Origin of the sequence: Serratia sp. Nf2, assembly GCF_003028435.1 — a bacterium.
GTDB classification, from domain to species: Bacteria; Pseudomonadota; Gammaproteobacteria; order Enterobacterales; family Enterobacteriaceae; genus Serratia; species Serratia marcescens_L.
The window spans coordinates 494417-508692 of sequence record NZ_PYTW01000001.1; the positions used below are offsets into that span (position 1 = coordinate 494417).

Sequence of the window (14276 nt, forward strand, 5' to 3'; positions counted from 1 at the left end):
TACTGATGTTGAAAATGGTGCTCGCCACCGCTCGCGATCGGGCGCGGCTGAAGGAAATTACCTCCGTTCTGATTCGTTATGGCCTGCAAGACGTTCTGCGTCTGCTGGGCTTGGGGGCTTTGCTGCGCGGCGCCCGCGCTGAATCCGCCCAACAGGACGCACAAACCCTGCCTGAGCGGCTGCGCGAAGCGCTCGAGGCGCTGGGCCCTACCTTCGTCAAATTCGGTCAGATCCTGGCCACGCGTTCCGACCTGCTGGATCCGGCCTGGACCGACGAACTGGATCGCCTGCACAGCCAGGCAGCGGTGTTGCCATGGGAAACGCTGGCGCCGCAGATCGTTGCCGACCTGGGCGGCGAGCCCGAGCGGCTGTTCGCAGAATTCGATCGTACGCCGCTGGCGGCGGCGTCGATGGCGCAAATCTACCGCGCACGCCTGCGCAGCGGCGAACAGGTCGTGGTCAAAGTGCTGCGGCCCGGCCTGGCGAAAACCATCCACGCCGATCTGCGGCTGCTGGCCTCGCTGGCGGAAACCGTGGAGCAGCAGAGCCCCGCGCTGGCGCGCTATCGGCCGCGGCAGATGGTCAGAGCGCTGGCGACGGCGCTCAATCATGAACTGGATTTGACCCACGAAGGGCATAACTGCGACCGCGTCGCCGGGATGTTTGCGCGTCAACCTGACGTCGTCGTGCCGAAAATCTATTGGCAATGGTCTTCCCCACGCCTGCTAGTGCAGGAATACTTGCCCGGCACCGCGCCGGAAAACCCTCAGCAGCTGGCGGCAGCGGGCTTTGACGGACCGCTGCTGGCGCAACGCGGCGCCCGCGCCTTTATGAGCATGGTGCTGGAACATCGGCTGTATCACGCCGACCCACATCCCGGCAACGTCATGGCGCTGAGCGGTGACCGCGTCGGCTTTATCGACTTCGGCATGGTGGGCCAGCTGTCCGAGCGGCGACGCAATCAGTTGCTCCTGCTGCTGCAGGCCATCGCCGATCGTCAGTCCGAAGGTATCGTCAACACGCTGATCGCCTGGTCGGACAGCGAACCGCTGGATCTGATGGATCTGGAGCTGGCGGCGCAAAACTTTCTCGACAAACAGGCCGCTGCCACCCTGACGTTGGGCAAGGCCCTGACCGATCTGCTGGTGATGGCACGTGAACACCAGCTGGCGCTGCCGCCCGATCTGGTGTTGCTGTTCAAGGCGTTAATCACCGCCGACGGCGTGCTGCACCGATTGGATCCGGCCTTCGACATCGTCGCCACGCTCAAACCGATGCTGCAACACACGGTGCTGCAACGCTATGCCCCCGCTGCCGTGCGCCAGCGGTTATTGGCCTTAGGCGGGGAAGCGCTCGACGCCGGAGAAGAGCTGCCGCAAACCCTGCGGCTATTGGTTCGCCGCCTAAAACGCGGGCAGCTCAATGCCGATATCAACGTCAGTAATCTTGGCCAGTTGAGCAAAGCGCTGGAACGCGCCGCCGTCACCCTGGCTATCGCCATCGTCACCGCCGCTTTTGCCCTGGGGCTGGCGCCTTATCTGATGCATTCGTCGCTGCGGCTGTGGGGCATTCCGCTGTTCCCGCTGTTGGGGAGCGCGGCCTGCCTGGCCGGCGTGGTGCTCTTGGCGCTGCGATTGCGGCGCTGACGCTTTCGGCGTTATCCGATAGGTGTCGCCCGCTTTTGCGCGCACTATCCTCAGCACATCGCCTTCTGCCGTTTTCACGCACAGGTGGAACGTTTATAATGATTAATCAATTATCTGCAGCACTTTTCGCCAGCAGTCGCAATGAGGCATTAATGAAGAAGATCCTGATGGGCGCAGCCGCCCTGCTGTTCGCCGGCGTATTGGCCGGTTGCAATCAACTGACCCAGTACACTCTGAGCGAGCAGGAAGTGAATGATTACCTGCAAAAGCACAACGACTATCAGAAGCAGATCGGCGTGCCCGGCCTGGTGGACGCCAACATCGTGCTGACGCAGCTGCAAAGCCAGATCGGCCGCAGCGAGCCGGGTAAAGTCACCCTTTCCGGCGACGCCAAGGTCAACATCACGTCGATTCTCGGCCCGCAGGCGGCGGATCTGAAACTGACGCTGAAAGCGCAGCCGGTGTACGACCGTGCACAGGGCGCCATTTACCTGAAAGACATGGAACTGACCGATTACAGCGTGCAGCCGGAAAAAATGCAGACGGTGATGAAAGCGCTGACGCCATATCTGAACCAGTCGCTGAAGTCTTATTTCGACCAAAAGCCGGCTTATGTGCTGAATCCTGACAACAGCAAAACCGAAGCGCTGGCGAAAAAACTGGCGAAGGGATTGGAAGTGAAACCGGGTGAGTTGGTGATACCGTTTAGCGACTGACCGCGTCTTGATGCATCAAGCCCGCCGCCAGGCGGGCTTTTTATTGCGGAAAACGATTACTGCGGCGCGCTGTAGGCGATCTCGCCCGTGTTGCAGTTGAGCGTCACATTGTAGGTTTTATCCACTTTGGTGCCACGCACCGTCAGCGGCACCTGCCATACCTGATCCTTGCCGGTGATGGCATCCGGGCTGACCCAGGCGATCGGGGTAGCGGTGCCCAGCAGTTTTTTGTCCGCCTCCCAGCGCGTAATGCGGTTCTGCAAGAAATCACGCTTGACCTGGGCGGCAATATCCGCCGGCTGCAGACCGGCACACTGCCCCACCTTGGCGGTGCGTTGCTCTTGATCCTGCGCCCACACCGCAGTCGATGCTCCCATCATGGCCAACAAGGCGATAGCCAAACCCGTTTTTTTCATCTCTCCTCCCGTTGTGATTAGCGCTATCCGGGCGCCCATCCCTGGCTCACAACAGGGTTTCGGCAACGGGTTTACCGTTTGACAAACTCGATGACAAACAGCGCATCCAAGCCCGGATAGATTTCCTTGATCACCTGCTTCAGTTCGCCGAGCGACATGTTCTCCTGCTGTGCGTGGCGTTCGGTCAGCGCATCCAGACGCACCGGCGTTACCGACAGCACTTCGATAAAGCAGAAAAATACGCCGTCTTCATTGCGGCTTACGCGCAATACCTCGCCCGGTTCGAAGTGCGATTCACTGGCATCCCGAATGGTGATGGTTTTACGCCCGGCCAGAATGTCTTGCTCAAAGCGGCTGAAGAAAGTTATTTCACGGCTCATTTTAGATCCTTTTTCATCACAACACCGCAACATAAGTCATTATGCCGCTTGCTTTTCTGACGCAGATCCCTCTTTTGAGTTAGAGACCGTTTTTTTGGCTTTGTTTTCCGCCGGTTTTTTAGCGGTTTCCGCCGGCGATGCGCCGCGCAGAATCAGACCCAGCGCATCCTTATTCTCTGCCAGGAAGAAACTCAGCCCTTCGCGCTGTTCGTCGTCCAGGTTCAGCGGCGCCTGTTGCAGCCACTCTCCGAGGTTATCCGCCAAATCCAGCATTTTGTCGTAGGCGTCGGCTTCTTTCTTGCTCGCGAAAGTCATTTTTTCCTCACCGTTTCTCACCACCACATATTTAACTTCAACCGCCATGCGTGCGTCCTCAAATACTCAAATTACTGTAAATATATACAGTATAAATAGATAATGGCGGGAAGGCAAACCGCCGCCCGCCTTCGGCTTATTTCAGCAGCCGCACCTTGCAGCTCTTGCCTTTGATTTTGCCCTGTTGCAGCTGTTGCAGCGCCTTGCGCGCGCTGGCTTTACGGATCGCGACGTAGGCGTGCACCGGGAACATGTCGATCTTGCCCACTTCCGCCGCCGTCAGCCCGGCATCGCCGGTCAGCGCACCAAGGATATCGCCGGGGCGGATCTTCGCCTTGCGGCCGCCGTCGATGCACAGCGTTACCATCTCCGCCTCCAGCGAGCCGTTGGCCGCCCCGCTCAGCTCGGACACCGGTGCCCAATCGACGGCCATCTGCAGGTAGTCTTCAATCGCATGCGCCCGCGCCATTTCCTGCGGCGTGCACAGGCTGATCGCCAGCCCGCTCAAGCCGGCGCGCCCGGTACGACCGATACGGTGCACATGCACTTCGGGATCGAACGCCAGTTCGTAGTTAACCACCAGCTCCAGTTCTTTGATGTCCAGCCCGCGAGCGGCGACATCGGTCGCCACCAGCACCCGGCAACTGCGGTTGGCGAAGCGCACCAACACCTGGTCGCGATCGCGCTGCTCCAGATCGCCATGCAGCGCCAGTGCGCTGATGCCGCGGGCCTCCAGGGCCTCAAGCACCGTTTGACAATCGCGTTTGGTATTGCAGAACACTACGCAGGACGCGGGTTGATGATAACGAATGGCCGACACCAGCAGCGCCGGGCGCTGATCGCGCGTGGTTTCATAGAAGCGTTGTTCGATGGCGGTCTGCGCTTCGTCATCGTCCACTTCGACGCTCAGCGGCTGGCGCTGAACGCGATCGCTGATGCGTTCGATGCCTGTCGGGTAGGTGGCGGAAAACAGCAGCGTCTGACGCTGCGGCGGCGTATAGCTGATCACATCGTCGATGTCGTCAGCGAAGCCCATGTCCAGCATGCGGTCGGCCTCATCCAGCACCAGCACCTTCAGCTCGTCCAGCAGCAGCGTTTTCTTGCGCAGATGCTCCTGAATGCGTCCCGGTGTCCCCACCACGATGTGTGGCGCGTGCACCAGCGAATCGAGCTGTGGCCCCATCGGTTGACCGCCGCACAGCGTCAGGATTTTGATGTTTTGCGTGAAACGCGCCAGGCGACGCAGCTCTTTGCTCACCTGATCGGCCAACTCACGGGTGGGACAGAGCACCAGCGCCTGCGTGGCGACCTGAGCGACGACGATATTATTCAGCAGACCAATGCCGAATGCCGCCGTTTTACCGCTGCCGGTTTTCGCCTTTGCGCGCACGTCTCTCCCTTGCAGGATGGCGGGCAACGCGGCGGCCTGTACCGGCGTCATTTTGGCGTACCCCAGTTCGTTGAGGTTGGCCAACTGTTCGGCTGGCAGCGGCAGGGAAGAAAAAGAAACTGTGCTCACGGCGATAACTCTTATATGACGAATGGAATGGCGGCGCGCCCGCAGGTTGGCGCCGAATCAGCGCTAAATGATAACAGAGATGGGCGGCGTTACGGGGTGCGAGCATAAAAAAACCCGCCGGCGGCGGGTTTCTCGGCGGCTCAGTCGTTAAATAGCAACGACGTTGGCGGCGGCAGGGCCACGTTGGCTGTCCTGGATGGAGAACTCAACCTGCTGGCCTTCAGCCAGGGTCTTGAAACCATCGCTAACGATAGCGGAAAAATGAACGAAAACGTCTTTAGAACCGTCGGCAGGCGTGATGAAGCCGAAGCCTTTGCTTTCGTTGAACCATTTTACGTGACCGGTGATCTTGCTCATTTGTGTTTCCTTTACTTGATAAACCTGCCTTGACGGCACGAGACGCGAAAACCTTGCTATATGTAGGCCTTCTTTCGCCGTCGCTTATTAACGCACAATCGTCCATACAGGGCAAATATTTCTGCTTGTCATAAAAACAGTAAGTTAGCAACAAACTTGGCGCGGCGGCTGTGAACGCAATCGTTTTCGTATATACTGCCCGCCGATCATCAATCCGCTTACTTTCACCGATCCAGGTACGAAACTATGTTAACGATTGGAACCGCCCTGCGCCCTTCCGCCACCCGCGTTATGTTGCTCGGCTCCGGGGAGCTGGGTAAAGAAGTCGCCATTGAATGCCAGCGCCTCGGCCTGGAAGTGATCGCCGTCGATCGCTACCCCGACGCCCCCGCCATGCATGTGGCGCACCGCAGCCACGTCATCAATATGCTGGACGGAGACGCGCTGAAAGCCGTTATCGAACAAGAGCGGCCGGACTATATCGTTCCCGAAATCGAAGCGATCGCTACCGCCATGCTGGTCGAACTTGAACGCCAGGGTCACCGCGTAGTGCCCTGCGCCGAAGCCACGCGCCTGACCATGAACCGTGAAGGCATCCGCCGTCTGGCGGCGGAAGAACTTGGCCTGCCCACCTCCAGCTACCGCTTTGCCGACAGCGAGGCGACTTTCCGGCAGGCGGTCGAGCACATCGGCTACCCGTGCATCGTCAAACCGGTGATGAGTTCTTCCGGCAAAGGACAAAGCCTGATCCGCACGCCTGAGCAGCTGCAAAGCGCCTGGGATTACGCCCAACAGGGCGGCCGCGCCGGCGGCGGCCGGGTGATCGTCGAAGGGCTGGTAAGATTCGATTTTGAAATTACGTTGCTGACCATCAGCGCCGTGGACGGCGTGCATTTCTGCGAGCCGATCGGCCATCGTCAGGAGGATGGGGACTACCGCGAATCCTGGCAGCCGCAGCGCATGTCAGCCGCGGCGTTGAGCCGTGCTCAGGCTATCGCGGAGAAGGTGGTGAAAGCCCTGGGCGGTTTCGGCCTGTTCGGCGTGGAGCTGTTCGTCTGTGGCGACGAAGTGATCTTCAGCGAGGTGTCACCGCGCCCGCACGATACCGGCATGGTCACGTTGATCTCACAGGATCTGTCCGAGTTCGCTCTGCACGTTCGCGCCTTTCTCGGGTTGCCGATTGGCGCCATCCGCCAGTTCGGCCCTTCCGCTTCGGCGGTGATCCTGCCACAGCTTACCAGCAGCGATGTGCGCTTCAGCGGCCTGGAAAACGCGCTGCGCGGGCACAACCAGCTGCGCCTGTTCGGCAAACCGGAGATCGCCGGGCAGCGTCGCCTGGGCGTAGCACTGGCGACGGCGAGCACGACGGAACAGGCGGTGGAGCAAGCAAAACAAGCCGCCGCCGCCGTGGCGGTCAACGGCTGATACTCACGGGGCCGCTTACGCGGCCCCGATAACGTCAATAGTCTTCGTCATCTTCAGCATCGTCATCCCGCGACGCCTCCGGTGCGGCCTCATGCTGCTCGTCTTCATCATCCTCATCGAACAGTACCGCAACCTGAGCGCCCTGATGCTTCTCGCGAATTTCCTGCGCAACGCGAGCAATGGCTTCACCGCTGCTCATGCCCTGCTCCATCAGTTGATGGATACGATCCGCCGCTTCCTGCTGCTCCGCGTGACTCAGTAATGGCATACCTGCATGCATGTGTCGTTCTCTCCGGCAAAAGGGAGAAGGAGTATACGCGCTAACGCGGCGGATCCCAACGTCTTGTGCCTCAGACCGGTTGCGAACAGCCGCTATCGCTGCGCCACTGCTTCAGCCGATGCCGCCACAGCATGACATGCCACCCCTGTTTCAGGCCGCGCGCATTAGCGAACATCGCTCTGTCGATGCCGCGCTGATAGAACTCTTCGGTGATTTGACTCTGGGCAGCCGGATCCGGTTCACGACGAATGCTGTGGCAAATGCCCAGCGCTTCGCGGGTGATTTGCCAATGGAAAGCCGGGCGAATGGCGACAGTGCCCGCATAGCGCCGGTTGAGCCGCTCCAACATTTCGACGATTTTCATATAGTGGCGTTGATAATCTACGTTCGCCTGGCCGGTGCGACGACGGTTGCTGATCGATTTGTCGTGTACCCGTTGGCGGTACAGCGGCGTACTTAAATATTTGACCCGTTGGGCATTAAACATGACTTCCGTCGTCCAGGGAATATCCTGATGATGTAACCCCGGCTCGAAATAAAGCCGATGCTGGCGAATAAAGTCAAGGCGATATATTGCCAGCCATACAACGTGAATAAACTTTCGCGATTTCAGCGCACGTTCAAACCACTGTACGCCGGTGATAACGTCGGTGGTCTGTAAGCGACCCTGTGGAAAAATCGGCTGCAATTCGTCTTGGCTGGTGAAATAGCGCTCGCCATTACATTGCATTACGTCTAATTGGTGGTGCTCCGCCTGTTCCAGCAGCGTAGAATACATGTCCGGCGCCAGCAAATCGTCGGCATCGGGAAACGCCACGTATTTACCCCGGGCAACGGCGAGCCCGGCATTACGCGCGTTAGAAACGCCGGCGTTAGCCTGATCGATCACACGAATATGCGGATGCACCGCCGCGTAACGGTGCGCTATTTCCCCCGAACCATCGGTGGAACCATCGTTGACGATGATCACCTCCAACCGTTGCTCGCGCTGGGCCAGCAGCGAAGCCAGGAAAGGCTCCAATAACTCCCCCGCATTGTGCATCGGGACGATCACGCTCAGCATTAACGACATAGGCAGCTCTTCAATGATAATGTAACAAAATAATAATTTTATTTTTCTAAAAGACTCATTCGGTTCGGCGCACGCTTGAAATAGGCGTGAAACCTCTAAATTGCCGCAGTGGCAATGGGGCCGAACTTGGCTTTCTTTTTCAAACCAGCGCCAGAAAAGCGCTGAGTAATTAATCCATTAATTCCAAAGGGCGGCGACGCTGGCTAAAATCAGGCAACGCCACGCCGCTCCCGCATCTAATAACAAGCAGAAATAATAAATTTATGAAATCAACGAATCTTTTTTATATCTCTCGGGTCTTGCGCCCTCGATAAATAGGCTTCCAGTGCATTTGACGTTAAATTTTTAACATATCGAAGTATAATCAATGGCGCAAAAAATGCCTTATTTCAGGTTTATTGAACTGCCGTTTATGTGAACTGTGCTTCATGTCGCGCATGGCAAAACATGCATGACGTGACCGTCTATGGCACACTAGCTGCCAGATATCTATCGCCGTCCTCACAGCCAGGTTTATTGACGTTCATGAGCGTAACCGCCCCAAACATAAAATCTTTGCCCTACAGCCGCGGTGCCCTGATGAAGCTCTTCGCCCCGCTTTCAGCCCACCCGTGGGCGATGCTGCTGCATTCGGGCTTCGCCGACCATTCGCATAACCGCTTCGACATCCTGGTCGCGCAGCCGCGCGTTACGCTCACCACTCAGGGTGCCAGCACGAAAATCGAAAGTGACGGCGTCACTATTCAATCGCAGGAAGATCCGTTCTCCCTGCTGCAGCAACAATTGTCGGCGCAAGGCTGGCAGCCGGCGTTTAACCCGGATCTGCCGTTTCAGGGCGGAGCCCTGGGGCTGTTCGGCTACGATCTCGGGCGCCGGGTGGAAACCTTGCCGCAGTTGGCCGAAGCCGACCTCGCTTTGCCGGACATGGCGGTCGGCATTTATGACTGGGCAGCGATCGCCGACCACCATTTGCAGATCCTGACGCTGATCAGCTATGGCGACGTAGAACAGCGCTGGCGTTGGCTCAATAGCCAAACCGCGCCGACGGAACGCCCTTTCACGCTGCTGAGCGGCTGGCGCGCCAATATGAGCCGGCGGCAATACGGCGAGAAATTCCAACGTATTCAGCGCTACCTGCGCAGCGGCGACTGTTACCAAATTAATCTGGCGCAACGGTTCTCCGCCAACTATCAGGGAGATGAATGGGAGGCATTCTGTCGATTGAGCGCCTGCAACCGCGCGCCGTTCTCGGCCTTCCTGCGCCTGCCGCACAACAGCGTACTGAGCGTCTCTCCCGAGCGCTTCCTCTGGCTGGAGCAGCAGCGTATCCAAACCCGCCCGATTAAGGGCACGCTGCCGCGGCTGGCGGACACGGAACAGGACGCCGCGCAGGCTCGCCGTTTGGCCGATTCACCCAAGGATCGCGCTGAAAACCTGATGATCGTCGATCTGCTGCGCAACGATATCGGCCGCGTCGCCCAACCTGGCAGCGTACGGGTGCCGGAACTGTTTGCCGTGGAACCGTTTCCCGCCGTGCATCACCTGGTGAGCACCATCACAGCGACCCTGCCGACGCATACCTCGGCGGCCGAACTGCTGCGCGCCTGCTTCCCCGGTGGGTCGATCACCGGCGCGCCCAAGGTGCGAGCGATGGAAATCATCGAAGAGCTGGAGCCGCAGCGCCGCAATGCCTATTGCGGCAGCATCGGTTACCTGAGCGCCTGCGGCACGATGGACACCAATATCACCATCCGCACGCTCGTCACCGAAAACGGCCGTATCCACTGCTCCGCTGGCGGCGGCATCGTGGCGGACAGCCAGGAGCAGGCGGAATACCAGGAAACCTTCGACAAGGTTGGTCGTATTTTGCCGCAGCTTGGGGAGTATGCCCTGTCGTGATCCCATCGAACTCACCGGCCTCACTGCACGCCTTTATCAGCCGTTTTCAACTGCAGCTGCCGCAGGCGGCGCAGATCTCGCACAATGTGCGCCCGGCGGCGGTGCTGATCCCAATCGTCTGCCGCGCCGAGCCGACGCTGCTGTTGACCCGGCGCGCCGACTCGCTGCGCAAACATGCCGGCCAGGTGGCCTTCCCCGGCGGTAAAACCGATGCCGAAGACGGATCGGCGATCGTCACGGCGCTGCGAGAAGCGCAGGAAGAAGTGGCGATACCGCCGCACGCGGTGACCGTCCTCGGCCAAATGGCGCCGCTCGACAGCAGCACCGGATTTCAGGTCACGCCAATCGTCGGCCTCATCTCGCCGGACGTGCAGTTCCACGCCAATGAGGGCGAAGTGGCGGACGTGTTCGAGATGCCCCTGCGGGAAGCGCTGACCCTGTCGCGTTACTACCCGCTGGATATTCATCGCGCCGGCCATACGCACCGCATTTACCTCTCCTGGTATCACAGCCAATTTATCTGGGGGCTGACCGCCGCCATCATTCGCCGCCTGGCGCAGCAGGTCAGTATTTAACCCGTATTGCGTGATCTGACTCGCAATCTGGCATGGCCGTCGGCGTCCACTGCAGGTAAAGCGATCGAAATCACTTCATTTGATCGCTTTTTCAACTACCGTTCCGGTTGAATGGTTTTAAAAAAACTGTAAACCCTCTCTTAAACCTTACGAAATACCTGTAAAATACCACCGTCCGAGATAAACCACTGTAGAAACAGGGATTAAGCCGGCGGCGTTCAGCACGGAAGGCTGGCGCGATTACCGTTAATGGAGCTTGGGCGAAAGCGGATACCCCGCTTAAGGGTTCGCCCCGGGTAATCAGTAAAAAAAGCGACACCACGGATTATTTAATTTCATGCGAAAAAGGCAGCCGAACCCGCACGGCCCTTTTACAATATCGCTGTTCCCTGCGCGGTTTTTAACCGCTGCAGCCATAACAATACGTCTCTTTAAGGAGTTTTAGCGTGATTAGCGTTTTCGACATGTTTAAGATCGGCATCGGCCCGTCCAGCTCTCATACGGTTGGACCGATGAAAGCCGGCAAACAGTTTGTCGACGATCTGGTAAATAAAGGCCTGATGCCTTCTATCACGCGTGTTGCCGTAGACGTTTACGGCTCACTCTCATTGACCGGTAAAGGTCACCATACCGATATCGCCATCATTCTCGGCCTGGCCGGCAACATGCCGGACACCGTCGATATCGATAGCATTCCGGGTTTTATTCGCGATGTAGAACAACGTCAACGCCTGATGCTGGCCAACGGCCTGCATGAAGTCGATTTCCCACGCGACGGCGGCATGGTCTTCCGCAGCGACAACCTGCCGCTGCACGAAAACGGCATGCAGATCCACGCCTTCGTCGGCGATAAAGAAGTGTACAGCAAGACCTATTACTCTATCGGCGGCGGTTTTATCGTCGACGAGGAGAACTTCGGTAAGGACGCCGAGCAAGAGCTGCAAATGCCCTATCCGTTCAACTCCGCGCGCGAAATGCTCGATCACTGCCGCGAGACCGGGCTGTCGCTGTCCGGCATGGTGATGCAGAACGAACTGGCGCTGCACAGCAAGCAAGAGATCGAGACCTACTTCGGCAACGTCTGGCAAACCATGCGCGCCTGTATCGATCGCGGTCTGAACACCGAAGGCGTGCTCCCGGGGCCGCTGCGCGTACCGCGCCGTGCCTCCGCGTTGCGCCGCATGCTGGTGGCGTCGGACAAACTGTCCAACGATCCGATGAACGTGATCGACTGGGTCAATATGTTCGCGCTGGCGGTTAACGAAGAGAACGCCGCCGGTGGCCGCGTGGTCACCGCACCGACCAACGGTGCCTGCGGCATCGTCCCTGCGGTGCTGGCTTACTACGATCACTTCATCGAGTCCGTTAGCCCGGATATCTACATCCGTTACTTTATGGCGGCAGGCGCCATCGGCGCGTTGTACAAGATGAACGCTTCCATTTCCGGCGCCGAAGTCGGCTGTCAGGGCGAAGTCGGCGTGGCCTGCTCCATGGCGGCAGCCGGCCTGGCCGAACTGCTGGGCGGCAGCCCTGAGCAGGTATGCGTGGCGGCGGAAATCGGCATGGAACACAACCTGGGGCTGACCTGCGACCCGGTCGCGGGCCAGGTACAGGTGCCGTGCATCGAGCGCAACGCCATCGCCTCGGTCAAGGCGATCAACGCCGCCCGCATGGCGCTGCGCCGCACCAGCGAACCGCGCGTTTCGCTGGATAAGGTGATCGAGACCATGTACGAAACCGGCAAAGACATGAACGCCAAGTACCGGGAAACGTCACGCGGTGGCCTGGCAATCAAGGTGCAATGCGACTGACAGACAACCCCGCCGCCCGGCGGGGTTTTTTATGGATAATCAATTCATTGCCCCTCTTTAGTGACAATGTCACCAGAAAATATCCTGCATTTTTCTCATCGATCCGACGGTTAACCTGCAAATTGGCCTTCTGTTTTACCAAACTGAAATAATTTACTGAGTTACCATCAATCTTGTATAACCTCAGGCTAGAATTAGCCGAGCGCAACTTAAGGAGCTATGGCCTGACTGTGACTCGGAGCTGGATTACCGAACAAGGATTTACCGGATGTTGATGACCCACCTCGCCGCGTCCCGATATCGTTACTACCGTTGGCTGCTGGCCGGAGCGGTGGGCGCGGCTATTCTGTTGGTATCGCTGTATACCCGTTACTATCAAGAGGTCAAAAGCATCGAGCTGAGCCAACAGACATTGGCCACCCGAACCGTCGGCAAGCTCAACCAGTTGCTGACGCCGGCGCAGCTGCAGGCGGAACGCAGCATGGACATGCTGAACCAACCCTGCGAGAACGTCTCATCGACCCTGCGCTTTCGCGCCGCGCAAAATCAGGCGTTGCGCGCCATGCTGCTGGTAAAAAACGGCATTATTTACTGCTCCAGCCTATTTGGCGCCCGTCATTATCAGCTGGCCGCGGTGATGCCCACCTTCGTCAACAGCGACGCCAGGCTGGCGCTGCGCCCCTCGCTGGCGGTCAGCAAAGGTCTGCCCACGCTGGTGATGTGGACGCCATCCCCCCGCGATAACACCAGCGGCGTGCTGCACGTATTCAATATCGAGCTGCTGTCCAACTTTTTACTCGAGCCGCAGGAGCCTTACGTTCAGCGCGTGGTGCTGAACGTAGCCGACAGCAGCCTGGAATACGGCCGACGCGAAATCCTGAGCCGGGACACCCTGACCAACGATCTGCGCTACACCGCCGGCTCTGCGCTGTATCCGTTCTCGATTTCTCTGTTCGGCCCGCAGATCGGCATGCTGGCACTTTCCGCACTGCCGCGCCATATTCCGCTGGCGCTGCTGATCAGTCTGTTGGCGGCCTATGTGGTCTATCTGCTCACCGCCAACCGCATGAGCCTGTCTTACCACATCGGCCATGCCATCACTCATCGCGAGTTCCGCGTCTACTGCCAGCCGATCATCCACAGCGACACCGGGCGCTGCGCCGGCGTCGAGATGCTGCTGCGTTGGAAAAAGAAGCGACAAGGATGGATCTCGCCTGACGTGTTTATTCCGTTGGCCGAGCAGCATGACCTCATCATTCCGCTCACCCGCTATTTGATGAACACCGTGGCGGAAAATCTGCAGCTGTTCCCGCCACGACCGTCGTTCTACATCAGCATTAACGTCGCCGCCGAGCATTTTAAAACGCTCAACATCATCGACGATATCCGCCAGATTTGGCTGCCGGCGCACCCGATGCCCTCGCTGATGCTGGAGCTGACCGAACGCACCGCGCTGTCGGCGATCCAGTATGACCAGATTCGCACGCTGAAAGACATGGGGATCATGCTGGCCATTGACGATTTCGGCACCGGCCACAGCTCGCTGAGCTACCTGAAAAACCTCAGCCCGGACGTGTTGAAGATCGATCGCGGGTTTACCGCCGCCATCGGCACCGACGCGGTCAACGCCACGGTGACCGACACCATCATTACGCTGGCGCAGCGGCTGAAGCTGAAACTGGTGGCAGAGGGGGTGGAAACGGAGGAACAGGCCGACTATCTGCGCGCACGCGAGGTCAATGCCCTGCAGGGGTATTATTTCGCCAAGCCGATGCCGATCCACGTTTTCCCGCTGTGGTTGCAGCAGTACGAATCGCGCGTCAGGAAAGCGGAAGAGGATCCGCCGGAGGCCTGAGCCCCCGGCG

General features: G+C 58.8%; 14 protein-coding genes. 7 read left to right on the plus strand and 7 right to left on the minus strand.

Annotated elements, in window-relative coordinates; genetic code table 11:
• Positions 1 to 5 precede the first annotated feature (5 nt).
• On the plus strand, positions 6 to 1646 hold the full coding sequence (locus C9411_RS02335; RefSeq protein ID WP_063990171.1) for an AarF/ABC1/UbiB kinase family protein: 1641 nt from the start codon (positions 6 to 8) through the stop codon (positions 1644 to 1646).
• A 152-nt stretch (positions 1647 to 1798) separates the two neighbouring features.
• A complete protein-coding gene (locus C9411_RS02340; RefSeq protein WP_004927555.1) occupies positions 1799 to 2362 on the plus strand; it encodes a lipoprotein in 564 nt (187 codons plus the stop codon).
• Positions 2363 to 2418: 56 nt separating this feature from the next.
• Here the strand turns inward: C9411_RS02340 and yebF are convergent, their stop codons facing one another.
• The 5 genes from yebF to cspC form a co-directional block, all read right to left on the minus strand.
• On the minus strand, positions 2419 to 2778 hold the full coding sequence (gene yebF / locus C9411_RS02345; RefSeq protein ID WP_063990172.1) for a protein YebF: 360 nt from the start codon (positions 2776 to 2778) through the stop codon (positions 2419 to 2421).
• 71 nt (positions 2779 to 2849) lie between these two features.
• Positions 2850 to 3158, minus strand: coding sequence for a N(4)-acetylcytidine aminohydrolase (yqfB, locus tag C9411_RS02350; RefSeq protein WP_004927562.1), 309 nt, complete (start codon positions 3156 to 3158; stop codon positions 2850 to 2852).
• Positions 3159 to 3197: 39 nt separating this feature from the next.
• Positions 3198 to 3521: a YebG family protein gene (locus tag C9411_RS02355; protein WP_063990173.1), complete on the minus strand. Its 324-nt coding sequence runs from the start codon at positions 3519 to 3521 to the stop codon at positions 3198 to 3200.
• A gap of 88 nt (positions 3522 to 3609) precedes the next feature.
• Entirely contained in the window at positions 3610 to 4992 is a 1383-nt protein-coding gene (gene dbpA / locus C9411_RS02360; RefSeq protein WP_107226337.1) for an ATP-dependent RNA helicase DbpA, read from the minus strand.
• Positions 4993 to 5139: 147 nt separating this feature from the next.
• A complete protein-coding gene (gene cspC, locus C9411_RS02365) occupies positions 5140 to 5349 on the minus strand; it encodes a cold shock-like protein CspC (RefSeq protein WP_004927572.1) in 210 nt (69 codons plus the stop codon).
• A 246-nt stretch (positions 5350 to 5595) separates the two neighbouring features.
• Here cspC and purT point away from each other — a divergent pair, with 246 nt between their 5' ends.
• Positions 5596 to 6774, plus strand: a complete 1179-nt coding sequence (purT, locus tag C9411_RS02370; protein WP_063990175.1) for a formate-dependent phosphoribosylglycinamide formyltransferase — start codon at positions 5596 to 5598, stop codon at positions 6772 to 6774.
• Positions 6775 to 6808: 34 nt separating this feature from the next.
• Here the strand turns inward: purT and C9411_RS02375 are convergent, their stop codons facing one another.
• A complete protein-coding gene (locus C9411_RS02375; protein WP_063990176.1) occupies positions 6809 to 7054 on the minus strand; it encodes a YoaH family protein in 246 nt (81 codons plus the stop codon).
• A 70-nt stretch (positions 7055 to 7124) separates the two neighbouring features.
• Complete coding sequence (locus tag C9411_RS02380) at positions 7125 to 8126, minus strand: glycosyltransferase (RefSeq protein ID WP_107226338.1); 1002 nt, start codon at positions 8124 to 8126, stop codon at positions 7125 to 7127.
• A 525-nt stretch (positions 8127 to 8651) separates the two neighbouring features.
• On the opposite strand from C9411_RS02380, the gene pabB reads away from it, so the two are divergent.
• From pabB to C9411_RS02400, 4 genes are all read left to right on the plus strand, one after another.
• Positions 8652 to 10025 (plus strand): aminodeoxychorismate synthase component 1, encoded by a 1374-nt coding sequence (gene pabB / locus C9411_RS02385; protein ID WP_107226586.1) that lies wholly within the window; start codon positions 8652 to 8654, stop codon positions 10023 to 10025.
• Positions 10022 to 10600 (plus strand): CoA pyrophosphatase, encoded by a 579-nt coding sequence (locus tag C9411_RS02390; protein ID WP_063990178.1) that lies wholly within the window; start codon positions 10022 to 10024, stop codon positions 10598 to 10600. The genes pabB and C9411_RS02390 overlap by 4 nt, the downstream gene beginning before the upstream one ends.
• Positions 10601 to 11046: 446 nt before the next feature.
• Positions 11047 to 12411 (plus strand): L-serine ammonia-lyase, encoded by a 1365-nt coding sequence (gene sdaA, locus C9411_RS02395; protein ID WP_063990179.1) that lies wholly within the window; start codon positions 11047 to 11049, stop codon positions 12409 to 12411.
• Positions 12412 to 12679: 268 nt separating this feature from the next.
• Positions 12680 to 14266: an EAL domain-containing protein gene (locus C9411_RS02400; RefSeq protein ID WP_063990180.1), complete on the plus strand. Its 1587-nt coding sequence runs from the start codon at positions 12680 to 12682 to the stop codon at positions 14264 to 14266.
• The last annotated feature ends 10 nt before the right edge of the window (positions 14267 to 14276 follow it).